General features: G+C 54.4%; 16 protein-coding genes. 6 read left to right on the top strand and 10 right to left on the bottom strand.

What is annotated here, in order from left to right; translation table 11 throughout:
* Positions 1–164 precede the first annotated feature (164 nt).
* The gene (locus LAO76_03385) at positions 165–884 is read left to right on the top strand and encodes a hypothetical protein (protein ID MBZ5489958.1); all 720 of its coding nucleotides are present in this window, start codon (positions 165–167) and stop codon (positions 882–884) included.
* Positions 885–1,003: 119 nt separating this feature from the next.
* Here LAO76_03385 and LAO76_03380 read toward each other — a convergent pair whose 3' ends face one another.
* From LAO76_03380 to msrA, 3 genes are all read right to left on the bottom strand, one after another.
* Complete coding sequence (locus LAO76_03380; GenBank protein MBZ5489957.1) at positions 1,004–1,618, bottom strand: YkgJ family cysteine cluster protein; 615 nt, start codon at positions 1,616–1,618, stop codon at positions 1,004–1,006.
* A gap of 89 nt (positions 1,619–1,707) precedes the next feature.
* Complete coding sequence (locus LAO76_03375) at positions 1,708–2,097, bottom strand: hypothetical protein (GenBank protein ID MBZ5489956.1); 390 nt, start codon at positions 2,095–2,097, stop codon at positions 1,708–1,710.
* Between the two features lie 127 nt (positions 2,098–2,224).
* Positions 2,225–2,764: a peptide-methionine (S)-S-oxide reductase MsrA gene (gene msrA, locus LAO76_03370; GenBank protein MBZ5489955.1), complete on the bottom strand. Its 540-nt coding sequence runs from the start codon at positions 2,762–2,764 to the stop codon at positions 2,225–2,227.
* Between the two features lie 127 nt (positions 2,765–2,891).
* On the opposite strand from msrA, the gene LAO76_03365 reads away from it, so the two are divergent.
* Entirely contained in the window at positions 2,892–3,824 is a 933-nt protein-coding gene (locus LAO76_03365) for a metallophosphoesterase (protein MBZ5489954.1), read from the top strand.
* A gap of 9 nt (positions 3,825–3,833) precedes the next feature.
* Here LAO76_03365 and LAO76_03360 read toward each other — a convergent pair whose 3' ends face one another.
* The 4 genes from LAO76_03360 to glpK form a co-directional block, all read right to left on the bottom strand.
* Positions 3,834–4,904 carry an aldo/keto reductase gene (locus LAO76_03360; GenBank protein MBZ5489953.1) on the bottom strand — a complete coding sequence of 357 codons (1,071 nt, stop codon included), beginning with the start codon at positions 4,902–4,904 and terminating at the stop codon, positions 3,834–3,836.
* Positions 4,905–4,913: 9 nt separating this feature from the next.
* Positions 4,914–5,351, bottom strand: a complete 438-nt coding sequence (locus tag LAO76_03355; GenBank protein ID MBZ5489952.1) for a DoxX family protein — start codon at positions 5,349–5,351, stop codon at positions 4,914–4,916.
* 124 nt (positions 5,352–5,475) lie between these two features.
* The gene (locus LAO76_03350; protein ID MBZ5489951.1) at positions 5,476–6,972 is read right to left on the bottom strand and encodes a tetratricopeptide repeat protein; all 1,497 of its coding nucleotides are present in this window, start codon (positions 6,970–6,972) and stop codon (positions 5,476–5,478) included.
* A gap of 124 nt (positions 6,973–7,096) precedes the next feature.
* Positions 7,097–8,599, bottom strand: coding sequence for a glycerol kinase GlpK (gene glpK / locus LAO76_03345; GenBank protein MBZ5489950.1), 1,503 nt, complete (start codon positions 8,597–8,599; stop codon positions 7,097–7,099).
* Between the two features lie 433 nt (positions 8,600–9,032).
* Between glpK and LAO76_03340 the strand changes: the two genes are divergently transcribed.
* The 3 genes from LAO76_03340 to LAO76_03330 all read left to right on the top strand — a co-directional run bounded on the left by LAO76_03340 (position 9,033) and on the right by LAO76_03330 (position 10,850).
* On the top strand, positions 9,033–9,467 hold the full coding sequence (locus LAO76_03340; protein MBZ5489949.1) for a DUF6526 family protein: 435 nt from the start codon (positions 9,033–9,035) through the stop codon (positions 9,465–9,467).
* Positions 9,468–9,706: 239 nt separating this feature from the next.
* On the top strand, positions 9,707–10,063 hold the full coding sequence (locus LAO76_03335; protein MBZ5489948.1) for a hypothetical protein: 357 nt from the start codon (positions 9,707–9,709) through the stop codon (positions 10,061–10,063).
* A gap of 499 nt (positions 10,064–10,562) precedes the next feature.
* A complete protein-coding gene (locus LAO76_03330) occupies positions 10,563–10,850 on the top strand; it encodes an AIPR family protein (GenBank protein MBZ5489947.1) in 288 nt (95 codons plus the stop codon).
* 792 nt (positions 10,851–11,642) lie between these two features.
* On the opposite strand, the gene LAO76_03325 is transcribed toward LAO76_03330, so the two are convergent.
* Positions 11,643–12,680, bottom strand: coding sequence for a hypothetical protein (locus tag LAO76_03325; GenBank protein ID MBZ5489946.1), 1,038 nt, complete (start codon positions 12,678–12,680; stop codon positions 11,643–11,645).
* Positions 12,681–12,949: 269 nt separating this feature from the next.
* Between LAO76_03325 and LAO76_03320 the strand changes: the two genes are divergently transcribed.
* Complete coding sequence (locus LAO76_03320; protein ID MBZ5489945.1) at positions 12,950–15,208, top strand: M28 family peptidase; 2,259 nt, start codon at positions 12,950–12,952, stop codon at positions 15,206–15,208.
* Between the two features lie 89 nt (positions 15,209–15,297).
* On the opposite strand, the gene LAO76_03315 is transcribed toward LAO76_03320, so the two are convergent.
* Positions 15,298–16,284 carry a beta-propeller fold lactonase family protein gene (locus tag LAO76_03315; GenBank protein ID MBZ5489944.1) on the bottom strand — a complete coding sequence of 329 codons (987 nt, stop codon included), beginning with the start codon at positions 16,282–16,284 and terminating at the stop codon, positions 15,298–15,300.
* 113 nt (positions 16,285–16,397) lie between these two features.
* Positions 16,398–17,321: a ketopantoate reductase family protein gene (locus LAO76_03310; GenBank protein ID MBZ5489943.1), complete on the bottom strand. Its 924-nt coding sequence runs from the start codon at positions 17,319–17,321 to the stop codon at positions 16,398–16,400.
* Between the last annotated feature and the right edge of the window lie 42 nt (positions 17,322–17,363).

Raw genomic sequence — 17,363 nt, 5'->3', positions numbered from 1 at the left:
TGTTTTTTCTGGTCCGCGTTCATCCGTGTGAATCCGCGGTAGTTTTGCTTTTTCAATTCCGCCGATCTTTGGCAATTCTGCCAATCTTCCCTCCATGTTCCTTTGTGTCCTTTGTGGTTCAAGGTTTTGCATATTAAAATGCAATTCGGAACTCTCAATCATTCATGAAAAAAGTCGTTGAACGTGAAAAGAACAAAAATTATTACCGCGTGCTCCACGTCCCCATATGGATTTGGGTCTTCTGGATTCTGCCCGGCCACCTCACGGCTGATCTTTATGCGCATGGGCCGGACCGCCGCCATTGGATCTGGCTGGCAATCGTAACCGCCGTCTGCATCTGGCGCGGATTCGCGGGACGACTCCCTGGCGGTGAGCCCCGCCCTTACATTACGCATTATGGCGAGCCCAAGCCGAATCTGTGGTATCGCGTGATCTGCTATACCGCCGCATGGATTGACCTTCTGGTGCCGTTCACCATCAATCTGATCGGCCTGGTCATTAACTTCGTCTTTGGCCGCTGGATCATCAACGATCTCTTTTACAAACTCTACTACCCGCTGGCGGCCGCCATTGTGCTTGCGACGGTCCTGGACTTTACGCCGCGCGCCGCCCGTTCCACCCGCGATGAAGGCGCTGAAAAAGGCTGGTTCTACGTTGCCGTATGGACTGTGGTCCCCACGCAGCTTGCCGGGTGGGCCATGTGGCGGCTGGGAAAATATTTTGATCTTTCGGCTACGAGCCTGGGCAACGTTCGTCTGGCAACATTTTTGATTGTTGCCGGAACGTTCTTCACGCTGGGATTGCTTGGCAAGCTGCCGCGTAGCCAGCGCTACCATATTCCTGAAGGTGTGATCTCTGACATGCCAGTGTCGGCCGGGGCCTAGATTCACCGCAGAGCGCGCAGAGAAATCATTCCAATCTTCTGCGAACCCTGCGTTCTCTGCGGTCATGACTTTCCCTTTGTGTTTCTTTGCGGTATACAGGTTTGGCTAATTGCCAAGTGCTATTTGCTAATTGCTCCTGTCAGGCACCATGCCACAATTGTGCTCCCGCGCTTCCCGGTTTTCTTCTCCGCTTCCGGAATCAACTTTTCTTCCAGATTGTTGGGATCAGGAATCATCTCGCACTCGGCAATCAGTTGGTCGGTTGCGCCCTGATAACAGAGTTCACAGACAGCTAGGCTGTCTTCTTCGCCTGACCGCACTGGCGGACCAAACGTGCGGCACGTCATCGGACGCCACTCATATAAGTCACAGGCACCCGTTTCAGGATCAAGCGCGGGACAAGGCTCGTCATTAGCGAACTCGGCGAACGCGGCTTCGGAATCTTCCTCTTCGCGCAGAATACCAGTCTTGGGATCGCCAGGGAAAGTAGCCGACAAGCGCTTCACTGCTTGCCGCGCGCGTTGGCGTACTCGTGCGGCGCGCTTCGGATCGCTCGACTTCAGTTCGTCCAAGCCTTTTTGCAGTCGCAAGGCATCCAGCTGGCTGATGGCGAATGGACCGTAGCAGCATTGCGTGCATCCTTTGCGGCACACCAGCCAGTCGACGCTCTTGCGCGCCGTTTCAGCCAGCGCAGCGTCCACAATCTGGACTAGTTTCTGATCGGCCTTTGGCAGGGAAGTGCGCACTCTTAAAGCATATAGCAAAAAAATAGGGCAGAGCCGCTTGGCTCCGCCCGTAGCTCCTTGGCGATTGTTACTCGCCGCTATTTCTTTTCTTCCTTCTGCTTTTCTTCAGCAGTCTGCTTGGCCTTGCGCATCATGGTGAGTTTTTCCACGTTCATGGAGTGGTCGGCCTCATTCAGCTTGGCTTTGACCTTTACGTGATGGCCTTCATGGCCTTTCACCGCATCCATGTTCTCAATGTTCCAGGCCTGTTTATCTTTGTCGTTGATAAACATGGTTTTTCCGTCCTGGTCTTTCACCCAGCCGGTCAGGCTCATGGTCTTGCCTTTTTCCGCGGCCTTGGCTTCTGACTTTTCGGCTTTGGTGGTCTTCTTGTCAGCGCCTCCTGGATTGGCGGCAGGTTCCTGCGCCAGCATGCTTAAGGAAGCAGTGATCACAAATGCAAACAACAATGTTAGTAAGCGTTTCATAAGGTCTCCTCGCGTCGGTAAATTCCTTCTACCGATTTTGAGATGCATCCATCCCTCCGAAGGAGGGCTGCCATACCTATAAAAACAAATAGCTTAGCGCAACACCGGAGGACGGAAAATGTTGCGCTCAGGCCTTAACTTTTTGCGCAAATTTCTGCTCGAACTTTTTCACCTTGGGCGCTACCACAAACTGGCAATACGGTTGGTTCCCGTTGTTGGCGAAATATTCCTGGTGATAATCCTCAGCCACAAAGAATTTTGCCGCCGGCTCTAGTGACGTCACGATCGGATTTGGCCAGTGCTTCGCAGCATTCAATTCGTCGATCACTTTTTTCGACTCGCGATACTGCTCTTCGGTCGAATAAAAAATGGCTGAGCGATATTGCGTGCCCATGTCATTGCCCTGGCGGTTGAGCGTGGTGGGATCATGGATGGAGAAAAACACGTCCAGAATTTCTCGGAAGGTGACCACTGCCGGATCGAATGTAACGCGCACTACCTCAACGTGGCCGGTATCGCCGTTGCAGACCTGCCGGTAGGTCGGCTTGTCCACGTGGCCGCCCATATAACCAGATTCAACTGACGTGACGCCTTCCATGCGGTCAAACACCGCTTCCAGGCACCAGAAACATCCGCCGCCCAGGACTACAGTTTGTAAATTATTCATAAGTATTTGATTGCTCTGTGTTGAAAAAGTTCCATTTACAAGATCCAGCTTACTCACACGCCTGTTCTGCTGACAACTCCCCACGCCAAAACGCCTTCTTATTAAGATTCAGCTTAGGAAGAAATTTATGCGCGGAATGCTTTGGCGCACGAAAGTTGCGCTTCTCAATTTCATTTTCATCTTTCTGCTCGTCTTCGCCGTGCGCGCAAATGGGCAGGTTGTGATTGCCCAAATCAGTGACACACACTTGGGTGAGGTCCACTCCCCGCATGCGTTTGACAATCTTCGGCGCGCCGTGGACATGGTAAATGCCCGCCATCCCGACGCAGTCATCGTCAGCGGCGATATCGGCGAAAACTATGACCAGTGGCTGCTCGCCCGGGGCATCCTGAAGTGGCTGCATGCGCCTGTGTACTACGCGCCGGGCAACCATGACGTTCATACCAATGACGTCGCGCGCTATCGCGAGGTTTTTGGCCCCGACTACTATCGCTTTCAGGTGAAGGGCGTGACGTTCGTGGTGATTGATTCCCAACTCCTCGGCAATTTCGACAACTTCGACGCGCAGTCGCCGCAGCCGCTGCCGGTAGCGACCCAGGCTGAAGGCGAGAAAATGCTTGCCTGGCTCGGCGAGCAGCCGGGGAGCCGCACTGCCGATAATCGGCGCCGTCACTGGTGGAGCTTTGGGCACGGTCGCGAGCCGCAGCGCTTCCAGGATGATGACAACGATGACAGGCGTGGCGGAATCGTCATTGGCATCCAGCACATCCCGGCCGAACGTGGTGACAATATGCCTCCCGATCCTAAGCCTTATTGGGTAATAAATGAGCCTTATCGCTCGCGAGAACTAAATCTGCTCCACCGGATGGGCGTGAGGCATATGCTCGTGGGCCACTGGCATGTGGGAAACATTTTTGAGCGTGACGGCATTGTTTGGCACGTTGCGCCCAGTACCAGTCGGCTTCTGCCATGGAGCAGTCCACTCGGTTTTGCCATGCACACCATCAGTCCCAATGGTAACGTAAAAACTGAGTTTGTCTCAATCAATTCGGAACCATAACTCCTACGGTTAGCTCGGCGGTCCAGCAAGCTTATCCACATGTGGCGACTGTCCGCCCAGCCACTCTGGATGGTGCGCCGTCGAGTCGAAGTGTGCTGAAGTCTTAAACAGTTCATATTCGCCTTGCGCCGCAACTTTTTGCGTCCTGGCCAAAAGCGCCGCGACTTCTTCTTTGCTCAAGGGCTTAAATGTTTTGGCTGCTTCAAAGGCCTGCTGCAAAATTTCCTGGCTGTCGATTCCCGTAATCACCACTGAAGTCGGCAGGTTCAGCGCATAGTGCAGGCACTCTATAGGTTTGACCAAGCCGCTCTTCAAGATGATCTGGTCGCCCATGGATTTCATCCCAAGCACGCCAATCTTCTGCTCCACCAGCTTGGGCAGCACCAGTTTGCCAAAGCTGCGGAAGTGCGCGTCCATCACGTTCAGCGGCATCTGCACGGTATCAAAATTGAAATTGCGTTTCGCCGCCACTTCCAGCATGTAGAGATGGATGTGCGGGTCTTTGTGTCCGGTAAATCCGATGTAGCGCACCTTGCCCGCCTTCTTCGCTTCCAGCACGGCTTCCTGCGCGCCGTTTTCCGCGAAGATTCTGTCCGGATCGTCAAAGCGGATAATCTCATGGTGCTGGATCAGGTCGAGGTGATCGGTCTGCAAGCGCTGCAGCGATTCATTGATTTGTTTGGTCGCTTCTTCTTTGGTGCGGCCATCGAGCTTCGTCATCAGAAAAACTTTTTGCCGGTAGCCGTCCTTCAGCGCCTTCCCCATGCGGACTTCGCTTTGCCCTTTGTTGTAGTCCCATGAGTTGTCCATAAAGTTGATTCCGCCGTCGATCGCGGCGCGAATCAGCTTGATGCTGTCATCGTCTGTAAGCTTGGGCTGCCCGATGTGAAATCCGCCCATGCCAATGGCGGAAACGCGCTCGCCGGTCCGCCCCAGTGTGCGATAGATCATCGAGCCTCCTTCCTTATTCCCGCCTGCACTCGATTGCGCGCCGCCGGCTAAGCTGCTGGCCAGACTTCGCGCGCCCCGCGTTGCGATTCCTGCCAGGGCCAGGCTTCTTAGAAACTCCCTTCTGCGCATGGTGTCTTTCTATGCGGCAATCAGGTCTTCATAGCCGCGTGCTGCGATCTCTTCCTGGCTAATGGGAACACTTATGGGCCACGGCTCATCCACACCCATGAGCGCCAGCGCGCTGCCCAGGAGGGCCATGTTCTTGCTGAAGTTGATCATCTCATTCATGCGCTGCTGCGGCTCCTGCACGCTCCAGAAGTTGTGCATCACAGGAGAAACGCCCGCAAGGAAACCAGCAATCGCGGCTGTGCCTAGCTTGGGCTTTACGCCCAGCAATATACTGGTGCCGCCGGCAATCAAAACTACACCCGTGGCCGCCACGGTCGCTTCAGCCATGGGCACATTCTTTGATTCTGCATATTGCCCCAGTTGCTTGCGCTGTTTCAGATGATTGATGCCGTTATAGAGAAAGAATCCGCCAAACACCAGACGGCCAATGAGAAATGCTGCTTTCATAGGACTTACCTCCGTGCATTTGAAGTGACCATGTTTTGGATTCGATCTCTCAAAGCTGGGTGGCCAGATCGTTACTCGTGTTAGCGAAGAACTTTTCCAGGCTGCTCGATTCGTGCTGCTCTGCTTACTTCTTCTTTGGCGCCCGGTACACAGTTCCCATGTCCTTGCCAAGCTGGTTGATCATGTCTTTCACCGTCATGGCGTGATCTCCATACGGCGCGTATTCCAGATATTTGTTCAGCGCTTCCGTTGTTCCCGGCGGGACAGCATATTTCCCGCGTTCCAGTTGCCCTTGCCCAAACAGGATTGAGCCCTTGATGTAATACGCGTCCGCCAGAGTGGGATCAGAAGCTATGGCGTGATCGCAGGCCGCTACTGCATCCTGGCTGCGCTTCAGGTTGTAATATGTGGCGCACAGGTTGAAGTAGGGCATCGCCGGATACGCGGCTGACTCCGCCGCCTGGGAGAAAATTCCAATCGCTTCGTCATATTTCTTAAGCTGCACCAGCAGGTGGCCTTCAGCATTCAGCATCTGCCCCAGACCGATCTTGGTGCGTGGATCGGGTTGTCCAGCCAGCATTTTCTGCGCCGCGGCCACTCCTTTTTGGTAGGACTCAAGCGCATCCTGCGGCTTATTGAGCGACGTATAAATACCTCCCAGCACCTGGTAAGGCCCCCACTGCGTCGGATCTTCAGCGCTGGCGTTGTTGCATTTCTCTATCGCGGCCTCATATTTGCCGGCGTTCGTCAGCGCATTGCATGCCCGATATTTCGCCATGAACGGATGCGGATACGTCGCAGCCGCCTTCTCATAAAGCACCACCGCTTCATCCACTTTCTCCATGCGATCGTAACAATCGGCTTCCGCCAGCAGCATGTCGCCAATATTCGTCAGCGCACGATCAGAGTCCGCTGGATTTGCCAACGTCTTTTGCGCCACCTCCACTCCTTTGGCAAAGCTCTGCGCCGCTTCCGCATATTGCATCTGGTTGGATTGAAGCGTTCCCAGGTTCTGGTAGAACTCCCAGCGATTCGGGTCCAGCGCGATCAATTGCTTCACCAGGCTGATTGCGTTAAGCCAGTCTTCTATTCCCACCGCTATGTGGTACTGCACCATCAGCTTGTTGATCTTTGCCGCATGCGCATTTTCCTGCCGGATCAACGCCAGTTGCTCTTTAGTTTTTTTGCCCGCTGTAAGATTGATGCCGCCGCCCGGAACCACCGGACCTTCAATCGACGACAAATCTACATTCAGGACATTTTGGGCGCTCGGTTCATCGTTGCCGAGAATCGTTTTCTTTCCGTAATAAACATTGCTGCCATCCGGGCCCGTGATTTCAACCTGATAAACCCCATAATCCATTCCGATCATGACAAAAGCGCCCTTTTTGTCAGTCTTGATTTTGTAGATGCGGCCTTTTCCTTCAACCATCGTGGGCGACTCAGACCGCGTGGCGCCGCCCGCCTTGTAATTTCTGTCGACTATGCCGATCTGTGTATACGTCACCAGCGCGCCCACCATCGGATTGCCTTCGCGGTCCAGTATCTGGCCGGAAACAGTTGCTAAAGGGCCCTGTGCCGGGAATAACAACGCGAAAAGAATCAGGCAGCAACTCGTCATGGGGATCTCCGCAAATCTGTTAATGGCCACAGGCATTCATCGCACTAAGTGACACCATAAACAGCCAGAATGTTCCTTCGTTCTTCTTCCTGCTGTATTAAAGCGATAGGAAGGCCGGTCGTTATTATGCTTCCACCCAGTCAAACGTTTTGGTCACCGCCTTCCTCCAGTGCCGATACATTCTTTCCCGGTGTGATGGCTCCATCGCCGGTTTCCATATCTTCTCCGCCGACCAATGGCTGCATAGCTCTTCCACGCTGCTGAAAAATCCCACAGCCAGTCCTGCCGCATACGCCGCGCCCAGGCTTGTGGTCTCTTTTGTCGATGGCAACACCACAGGCCGCTCCAGTATGTCGGCTTGAAACTGCATCAGCAAATCGTTGGCTACCATTCCGCCATCCACGCGCAACTCTTCCAGCCGTATGCCGGAATCCTGCTCCATCGCTTCCACCACTTCGCGCGTCTGGAATGCCACCGCTTCCAGCACCGCCCGCGCCATGTGTCCCTTGTTGGCAAACCGCGTCAGGCCCACAATCACGCCGCGCGCATGCTCTTTCCAATAAGGCGCATATAGCCCGGAAAATGCCGGGACCATGTACACGCCGCCATTGTCTTCCACCGTCAACGCCAGTTTTTCTACTTCTGCGCTTGTCTTGATCAGGCCCAGGTTATCGCGCAGCCACTGCACCAGTGCTCCGCCAATGGCAACGCTGCCTTCCAGCGCGTAGTGCGCCGGCTGCTCACCTAACTTATAAGCGACGGTCGTCAGCAGCCCGTGTTTCGATTCGGTCGGCTTCATGCCGGTATTCATCAGCAGAAAGCAGCCCGTGCCATAAGTGTTCTTGGCTTCACCGCTCTTGAAGCACGTTTGCCCCACCAGCGCGGCTTGCTGGTCGCCCAGAATTCCGGCGATCGCCACGCCTTTCAATGGCCCTCGCGCAATGTGGCCGTAAATTTCACTGCTGGATCGGATCTCCGGCAGCACCTGCCGCGGAATGGAAAATGTCCGCAGCAGCTTGTTGTCCCATTCCAATGTTTTCAGGTTCATCAACTGCGTGCGGCTTGCGTTGGTCACGTCCGTTGCGTGCAGGCGGTTTTTCCCTGGCCCTGTCAGCTTCCACAATAGAAATGAATCAATAGTGCCGAACAACAACTCGCCGGCTTCGGCTTTGCGTCGTGCTCCGGGAATATTTTCCAGCAGCCAGCGCAGTTTGAGCGCGCTAAAGTATGTTGAGACTGGCAATCCTGTGCGGCCGCGAAAAAACTCATCGCCCGGCTCTTTGGCAAACCTGCTCACTGCGTCGGCCACGCGTGTGTCCTGCCACACAATTGCGTTGTGCAGCGGCTTGCCTGTCTTTTTGTTCCATAGCACCGTTGTTTCGCGCTGGTTCGTGATCCCTATCGCCGCCAGGTCCTTGGCCTTCAGCCGTGCCTCCGCCATCGCGTCGGCCATCACTTCCTGCGTCCGCGCCCAGATCTCTTCCGCGTCGTGCTCCACCCATCCCGGCTGCGGAAAAATCTGGCGGTGCTCTTTCTGCGCACAGGCCACAACCTTCCCTGCGGCGTCAAACACAATAAATCGCGTGCTCGTGGTCCCCTGATCAATGGCGCCGATATATTTGGTCACGCTGCTTTCCCTCGCTGCTGGACCTTTCCTCTGCTGGACATGGCTGAACCGCTTTGTAAGGATACCCCTACCCCTCCCTCGATCCCCATTTCTAAAGGACTTACACGTTTCCTCCCCACTGGTCCCCACGAGCCGGTGTTGCAAACAAAGTGTTTATCTAATTCCTCCCCATTGCCTCCCCATTCGTGTTCATCCGCATTGCAAACAAAGGGTATATTGCCCCATCGGTCTGGTTGTTCCTACCTCCATATCGTCTGGATGTTAGAAACGCGGACGCCTCTAACAATCATTCCTGGGATCCATTTTTGCGCAGATTATAATATCGTAATTTGTTCGCCTCGACAAAGCCGGATCATTGACTCTCTCTTTTCTGCATCGCTTCCCCGCGCGCATCCATCTACTCCGGTACACTTCATATTGCTATAGGAGACCCATGTCCAATAAACCGCAATCGTATGCCAGCCATGCCAAGTTCGATCCGGCTTTTCATTTTTTTGTTCTGCCGGTGCTGCTGATCAACATTTTCGTTGTTGGCTTTCTTCTGTTGGGTCATCCCGGAATCGGCGGTGTATGGCTGCTGCTTGTCTCGCTGGCCTTATTTGTACTTGCCGCGCGCTTGCGCAACTGGGCCACGCACCTTCAGGACCGTGTGATTCGCATGGAAGAGCGTATTCGCCTGGCCGCCATCCTGCCCGAGCCTTTACGCTCGCGTATCGCAGAACTCTCGGATTCGCAGATCGTGGGGCTGCGCTTTGCCTCGGACGCGGAACTGCCCGCTCTCTTCCAGCGCGCGATCGATGAAAAACTGAGTCGCTCCGACATCAAAAAAGCCATCACGGACTCGCGTCCGGATTATTCGCGCATCTGAGAATCAAAGATAAGTTCTTTTTCTAACGGTAGATAAGCTTTAAAATTGTTACCGCAATACTTGATCGTCTAAATGGCAGCTAAAGATATTGGGCGGGTAGACAAGGACAGATGTCAATCAACGACGTCGTTCTTTTAGATAGCTTAATCGCTAAAAATTCCAGCTGATATGGAGCTGAGCACGAACCCTCGGAGTACTTCGAGTTATTCACGATTGACCAGATACTCAAGGATGCTGAGTTGTCCTATGAGGACTTGGACAACGGCTGGACCGACAGCGGAGATGACGGTGGCATTGACGGGTTTTACTTGCTTCTGGATGGTAAAGTTGTAACAGAGGATCCCGAATTCGGGTCGATTCGTAGGTCCCCTCATCTTGAATTAGCAATCATCACGGCTAAACACGGAGAGCAATTCAAACAGGTGCCGATTAACAACCTGATTAGCTCTTTGCCGGATGTCCTCGACTTGCGCAAAGAAGGCGCCGAACTCACTTATCCCTTTGCTGATGCAATTATAATAAGACGGCGCGCGAATTATTCAAATCTACTTACATCGGGTCGGCTTCGAAAAGCCCCACACTTCACATTCGTGTAAATTATGCCAGTCGTGGTGATACAACCCGAATAAACCCCAACATAACATCGCGAGCGAAACAACTTGAGCAACAAGTGAGCGGAATGTTCAGCAACGTACGGGTAAGTTTGAGTTCTCAGGCGCGGCCGAATTGCTGAAGATGGCGAGGCGCGAGCGTACTTATTCCTTAAGGTTGGGTTTCGTCGAGAACAACATTTCGAGGGACAAGACAAACTATGTAATCCTGAGCCCATTGGATTCTTATTTTAAGTTTATTACAGACGACGATAAACGCCTCCGTCGTTATTTGTTCGAAGCCAATGTGCGCGACTATCTTGGCGATGTACAGGTAAATCGCGACATTATGGCAACCCTTCAGCAGCGTCAAGCAGCACCAGATTTTTGATGGCTAAATAATGGTATTACATTGCTTGCTTCAACTGCGTTGATTACAGGCAAAGAGCTTCATCTTGAAAATGTGCAGAGTTAACGGTCTACAGCCGACCGAAACAATTCATAAATATTTCATAGAAAGCCGCATAGATACCGACCAACGCGCGATTTTGATAAAGATAATCATTATGCAAGACGAAGAAATTCGCGACAAAATTATCAAACTACGAATTATCAAAATGGCGTCGAGATAGCGTCGTTACGCGCTACGGACACGCTTCAAAGGAATATCGAGCATTTTCTTGGTGACAAAGGCTGGTACTACGACAGGAGAAAAAATCACTACAAAAATCAAGGTGTCCAGCTGATAAAATCGTTTCAATTTCGTATGTTGGGTCGGCTGTCCGAGCTCTAGTGTGGAGAGACCCAGCCGCAGCTTTGAAACAGAAAACACGTTGGATGCGGGAAGATCTGGAGTATCAAAAGATTTTCAATGTAGGGGTGGGACTTGCGAGTGTACCTCGTGTGTGTTGAGATCTCAAAGACCCTCGATGTACTCCTGCGGAAGCGGAAACGATTTAGACCGTTTAAGTTTCATATTGCGTTGTTGTATGTGTGCCAAAAGCTAAAAGCAACAGACTATCAACCAGCTGATCTTATTGCACTGACGGGCCAAAATCCCTCAGCGCACGATGTCGGTGCTCTTTCAGCGCACATTAAGCGATGCATGGATCGTCGCAGTATAGAAAGGAGTAACAACCGGAAAAGCAAGGGCAATCGCAGAGATTTGTTGAGTTCGCGGTCGAGCAACTCAAGAAAAATGGGTATTCACCATTGGCGTCCAGCCGTCCGTTGTCAGACGATGAATCGTCTGTCGCTACGCCTGAAGAAACAAAGGATGATCATTTGCCACAATCTAATACCTCGCAAAATCGGCGGTGGTGGCAGATTTGGCGTGACCCATCCTGATGCGTACATGGATGTCCAAATAAATCATTGGCCTTCTAAGGCTTACGCTTGTTAATTTGGAATTGTTTCCCTTGCCATCCCCGAAACCGCTTAGGAGCTTCTGCATACGCCCGTTACTTCTCCTGCTGCAGCCCCACCGCACACTCTGCCGACGAAGCCTCGGATCGGCTCATTGCAAGTCAAGACCACCCGATCTTGATCCGCGTCAATCCGCGTCAATCCGTGGTAGGCTTCGTTTCTAATCGCCGCTATCTTCCCGCTTGACGCCCGGTATTCTCACCCGAGCTGGCCCTTCCAGCTCCACGCCGGGGACCTCGGTTTCAATCCGTATATGCTGTGTCGTGTCCTTTTCTTCGGCAAAAGCCAGGAACGTCAGCTTGTACTGGTGTCCCAGACGGTCGCTGAACTTCCGCAAATATGGGGTGAAAGACAAGGGCGTGTGCGATCCCTGAAAATAGGCCTCGCCGCCCGTCCTGTCCGCCATCTTCAGAAGATTGCTCTGGCCAAAGTCCAGCATGCCATTGCTGAAGACTGCGCCGGAACAGTAAATGGAAGAGACGGAGACTTTGGCCCTTTGCGCGCGTTCCACGGCACTGTCCAGATAAGGATTGGTGGGGCCGGATTCCATGCCGTCAATTCCCGGCGACACCATGAAAATAACGCGGCGGTCGCCAATGTCCGGCCAGCCTTTGATCAGGTCGGTAATCGCCAGGTAGGGGCTGGAATACGCGGCGGTCCGGCCCATGGGCAGCCGCACGGATTTGGCTGCGCGCGCATGGTCTTTCGTCGGGTTTTGCAGGATGCGCACATTGCTGTTGCTCATGTAGCCCACGCCGATGGCCATTTCTGGCGGCTGCGCCAGAATGAACTTGCGCAGGTCCCTGAGCTGCTGCCCGACCTCATGGGTATCGCAGGCGTCGTCCACCACCACCATCAACTCCAGCCCGGCTCCGTCTTTTTCCGCTGGGACCCACTGCGTGACTTTCAACCGTTCCTTTCCCTGAAAGACCCGCACATCCTCGCGGTAAATCACGGGAAAATCCTTCCCATGCTTCGTTTCTACTGACACGGTCACGGTGACCGGAACAACGGCCGTGGAGCTCGTTTGCGGCTGCGCTTTGCCTGGCTCCTGTGGCCTGCCCGTTTCCGAGAAGAGCAGCAACAACGTAATCGCAATCAGAAGATACCAGAGACCAATGCGCTCGTGCGGGCGTTCGCTCATCAAGCTGGAGCGTTGCATCATGGCCCGCTGTTTGTGGATTGTTGTGAGATTCATCGCATTCCTCCCGTCCCGGCTGCGGGGCTAAAGGATTCATCCTCTGCTTCTATGATCCACGCACCGTAACCCTGCCTGCCGTGACGCCGGTCACTGGCCCGTTTCCCATCGGGCAGCCGGTTATTCAAGGGTTTGACATCGGAATAAGCTCCTAACCTCGAAGACGAATCCTTCTTCAATAAGGGCTTTATCTGCGTAATCTGCGGTAAATTCTTTTTGTCATGGCTGCGAAGATATACAATTCCGTTCTTGTTCATAGGAGTTCCTGCATGCGCCGAGTTCTGTTCATCGCCCTTATCTGCCTGATCGCCCTGCTGCCTCTTTCCGCCGCTAACTTTGATGACGATGCTCTCTTCGGCTTCACCTCTGCCACGTCGCACACAGAGCGTGATTGGGAAAATAAGTTTCGCGCCATCCCCGACCCTAAAAACCTTCGCGACTACATGCAGCAGCTTAGTGCGCGTCCCCACCACGTGGGCTCGCCCTATGACAAGCAGAATGCTGAATGGATCCTCTCGCAATTCAAGTCCTGGGGACTCGACGCGCAGATTGAACAATTCGATGTGCTTTTTCCTACGCCTAAAGAGCGCGTACTGGAACTGACGGAGCCGACGCGCTACACCGCCAAGTTGCAGGAGCCGCCCGTAGCTGGCGACCCCACGTCAAATCAGCAGAGCGAGCAACTGCCCACGTATAACGCTTACTCCATAGACGGCGATGTGACCGGCAAGCTGGTTTACGTCAACTATGGCCTGCAGCGGGATTACGAGGAGCTCGACCGTCTCGGCGTTTCCGTAAAAGGCGCAATCGTGATTGCCCGATATGGCAATTCATGGCGCGGCATCAAGCCCAAGATCGCTGCGGAGCACGGCGCAATCGGCTGCATCATTTATTCCGATCCCCGCGATGATGGCTACTTCCAGGACGATGTTTTTCCTGACGGCCCCATGCGCAATGAGAATGGCGTGCAGCGCGGCAGCGTCATGGACATGCCCATCTATCCCGGCGATCCCACCACGCCCGGCGTCGGTTCCAAGGGCGACGTAAAACGCCTGGCACTCAAAGACATCACCACGCTCACCAAGATTCCTACGCTGCCAATTTCTTATGGTGATGCCAAGCCGCTACTCGCGGCGATCAAAGGCCCGGTAGCTCCGGAGAGTTTTCGCGGCGCGCTTCCTATCACCTATCACGTAGGCCCCGGCCCGGCTAAGGTCCACCTGAAAGTGGCTTTCAACTGGGACATCAAGCCGGTCTATGACGTGGTTTTCAAGATCCAAGGCTCGGAATCTCCTGATCAGTGGATTGTGCGCGGCAACCACCATGACGGCTGGGTGAACGGCGCGGAAGATCCCATCTCTGGCCAGATCGCATTGCTGGAAGAGGCGCGCGCACTGGGTACGCTGCTCAAGCAGGGCTGGAAGCCCAAACGCACCATCGTCTATTGCGCGTGGGATGGCGAGGAGCCCATGCTGCTGGGATCGACAGAATGGGCTGAGTACCACGGCGACGAACTCAAGCAACACGCCGCTCTTTACATCAATACTGATGGCAATGGCCGCGGCTTTCTTGGCGTGGAAGGTTCGCACTCACTGGAAAAATTCGTCAACACCGTGGCCCGTGACATTACCGATCCGGAAAAGAACATTTCCGTGTGGAAGCGCGAACAGGCAGCGCGCCTCACCATGGGACGCCCGGAAGATCGCAAGGACGCGCGCACCCGCCCCGATCTGCGTATCGCCGCGCTTGGTTCCGGCAGTGACTACACCACCTTTCTCGACCATCTCGGCGTTGCTTCACTCAACGTTGGTTTTGGCGGCGAGGATGACGGCGGTATTTATCACTCAATCTACGACGATTTCTATTGGTTTACCCATTTTTCCGATAAGGACTTTGTCTATGGGCGCGCTCTTTCCCAGACCGTTGGCACCATGGTGCTGCGCTTTGCCGACTCCGATGTGCTGCCTTACGACTTTGCCGATTTTGCCGACACCATCCACAAATACAATGACGAACTCAAGAAGCTGCTCAAGGACAAGCAGGAGCAAATCCACGATCGCAACCAGGACATAGACGATGGCGTTTACAGCGCCGTTTCCGACCCGCGCAGGCCGACTGTCGCGCCGCCCAAGGAAGAGGTCCCACCATACCTGAACTTTGCCCCGCTTGATAACGCGCAGAATGCTTTGGATCACAGCGCGCAACGTTACGCCAAAGCGCTGAAGACATTCAACAATGCCAGCGGCTCGCAGCAACTGCAGGAACTTAATGCCAAATTGATTCAGGCAGAGCGCAAACTCACCAACCCAGACGGCCTGCCGCGCCGTCCGTGGTTCAAGCACCTGATCTATGCACCGGGCTTCTATACAGGATACGGCGCTAAGACCCTTCCCGGAGTGCGTGAAGGAATCGAAGAAAAGCGCTATCAGGAAGCGGACAAAGAAATCGTCCGGGTCGGAAAGGCGTTACAGGATTACGCAGATGTCATTGACTCAGCCGCAATGGATCTGGAGAAAGCTGGGCACTAAAAAATCTCACCGCGGAGACGCGGAGAGTTGCAGCGCTGTTCCTCATGTACCGGCGATTTTTGGCAATATTGGCAGTTCCGGCAATTTTATTAGGGTACCCACGCCATCCCATCTGGCCCGGGCCCAACATCAATCATGCCGATCGGCGTTAGCTTAGCCAGATCGATGATTGCGACTTGTCCGGCCTGGGCGCAGGCCACATAGGCGCGCTGGCCGTCAGGAGCGATCTGGATTCCCAGCGGCGCCTCGCCTACCTGGATCTTTTGCACCAGCTTTCGAGTTTTCACGTCCATCACCAGCACCTGGCTTGACTCTGCATCAGAGATCAGCACGAGCTTGCCATCAGGAGTAAACTTCAGCCGGTTGGAATGCTTTGTAAGCGCCGGAATCGTAGCAACAACCTTTTTTGTTTCCGTATCAATCACGCTTACGCCGCCATCCTGGGAGTGCGCGGTCCAGACTTCCTTGCCGTCAGGAGACAGATCAATCGCTTCCGGGCGCTTGCCCACGGGGATCACGGTGTAATGCCAATTGCCTCCCTGGCCCATGGGTTCCATCACGCCCACCGAGTCCGAAAAGATATTCGCGGTGAAAATCCTGTTCTGCTCTTTGTTGATCACCAGCATGTGCGTCAGGTCCTGGCCGGTGCCCATAAGCCAGTCCACGCGGTCTGCCGCGGGGTCGTATCTGGCGATAGCTTTGTTCATCTCTACCGTGAAATAAATCTTGCCCTTGCTCTCCACAATCCCATGCGGACGCCGCAATGCGCCTAGATTCACCCGCCGCAATTCTTTCTTCGCTTCCAGGTCGATGACCGAAATGCTGTCACCCGGCATCTGGTCGCCATAGTTGGCGACAAACGCGAGCTTGCCATCCGCCGAAACCGTGACCTCATGCGGCCCATTTCCTGTTGTTACCTCACCGATGACTTTCTTTGCTGCTGGATCAACCAGCAAGAGTTTTCCCTGGGGCTTGTTCAGTACAAGAAGCAGCGGTTTAGGTAGTTCGGCCGCAAAAAGTATGTTACTGAAGACGATCAGGAGTAGTACGAGAGCGGTTCGCCAGAAACGAGTCATAAACCTCCGGGAAAGATGACGAGCGCGTCTTCCAATTTTTAGTCCGCAGGTTTTAGACGACAGCAGGAGCAAAAAGTGAGACCGCGCAGGCGCGACGGCTCACACAGCTCATTTCATCTTTTGGCGGATACCCCGATCGCCGCCGCGGCCGTGTCATGCACCGGAGTTTCCACGCCGCATGACTTGCCGAGCCGCGACACCGCGCCGCTGAGGTCTTCAATTTCCGTAGGACGGCCAGCTTCAAGGTCGATCAGCAGGCTTGGTTTCATGGCATCCGGCAGACCATCGATGGTCTTCATCGTGCGTTCTGCTTCATCATCCGCCAACGCGACCTTGCGTGCGCGGGCGATGCTAATGACTTCACGCACAGCGCGCTCGGTCAGTAAATGGCCGAGCTTTGTTGCGCGAAGCGGGCCAATGGCGGTGCGTGACAGCCCGCAAGCGGCGGCCATGGACGCGATGAAGGCAAACTTTCTCCATAGGTCGGCGGTGATGTCCAGGGAAACACTTGCGTCCACCCCGGCGTCGCGAAGAGCTCGTGCGATGGCATCGATACGCTGCTTGCGTTCCGCCTGTGGTTGGCCCAACTCTCCCAGCACTACGCGCTGGAAAGGGCTGCGTCGTTCAAAAACGCCCGGCGCGGTGCGCACAACGCTGATGGCAGTGAGTCCGCCCACCAACTGCGCTTGCGGAACCCCGTTGGCTACCAACCGGTCCGCCACTTCAACGCCATTGAGCAGTGGCACAATCAGTGCGCCTTGCCCGGCTAAAAAAGCCGCAGCCGGAGCAATCTCAGCCAGCGAATAATTCTTTACGGCCACCAATGCGCAGTCCACGGCGCTGAAATCTTTTACGTCATCGCTTGCCTGCACTGGAACAATGAACGATCCTTCGGGCGTCCGGACTTCCAGACCGCGTTCCCGTAGCGCAGCCAGGTTGGACGATCGCGCAAGAACGCACACATCATGGCCGTTTTTCGCCAGCAGGCCGCCGTAATATCCGCCAACGCCGCCCGCTCCCAAAATCGCAAACTTCATCGCTCGGCCTTTAAGCCGCAGACGCTAAGATTCCTCTCGACC

The sequence above is a fragment of the Terriglobia bacterium genome, assembly GCA_020072645.1.
Classification (GTDB): Bacteria; Acidobacteriota; Terriglobia; order Terriglobales; family Acidobacteriaceae; genus Angelobacter.
This window is presented reverse-complemented; position numbering and strand designations above follow the sequence as displayed.

What these genes read in the sequence shown, in the direction of transcription:
- LAO76_03385 (MBZ5489958.1), top strand. Translation starts at nt 165, where the DNA reads ATGAAAAAAGTCGTTGAACGTGAAAAGAACAAAAATTATTACCGCGTG.
- LAO76_03375 (MBZ5489956.1), bottom strand. Translation starts at nt 2,097, where the DNA reads ATGAAACGCTTACTAACATTGTTGTTTGCATTTGTGATCACTGCTTCC.
- msrA (MBZ5489955.1), bottom strand. Translation starts at nt 2,764, where the DNA reads ATGAATAATTTACAAACTGTAGTCCTGGGCGGCGGATGTTTCTGGTGC.
- LAO76_03365 (MBZ5489954.1), top strand. Translation starts at nt 2,892, where the DNA reads ATGCGCGGAATGCTTTGGCGCACGAAAGTTGCGCTTCTCAATTTCATT.
- LAO76_03360 (MBZ5489953.1), bottom strand. Translation starts at nt 4,904, where the DNA reads ATGCGCAGAAGGGAGTTTCTAAGAAGCCTGGCCCTGGCAGGAATCGCA.
- LAO76_03355 (MBZ5489952.1), bottom strand. Translation starts at nt 5,351, where the DNA reads ATGAAAGCAGCATTTCTCATTGGCCGTCTGGTGTTTGGCGGATTCTTT.
- LAO76_03350 (MBZ5489951.1), bottom strand. Translation starts at nt 6,972, where the DNA reads ATGACGAGTTGCTGCCTGATTCTTTTCGCGTTGTTATTCCCGGCACAG.
- LAO76_03340 (MBZ5489949.1), top strand. Translation starts at nt 9,033, where the DNA reads ATGTCCAATAAACCGCAATCGTATGCCAGCCATGCCAAGTTCGATCCG.
- LAO76_03325 (MBZ5489946.1), bottom strand. Translation starts at nt 12,680, where the DNA reads ATGAATCTCACAACAATCCACAAACAGCGGGCCATGATGCAACGCTCC.
- LAO76_03320 (MBZ5489945.1), top strand. Translation starts at nt 12,950, where the DNA reads ATGCGCCGAGTTCTGTTCATCGCCCTTATCTGCCTGATCGCCCTGCTG.
- LAO76_03315 (MBZ5489944.1), bottom strand. Translation starts at nt 16,284, where the DNA reads ATGACTCGTTTCTGGCGAACCGCTCTCGTACTACTCCTGATCGTCTTC.
- LAO76_03310 (MBZ5489943.1), bottom strand. Translation starts at nt 17,321, where the DNA reads ATGAAGTTTGCGATTTTGGGAGCGGGCGGCGTTGGCGGATATTACGGC.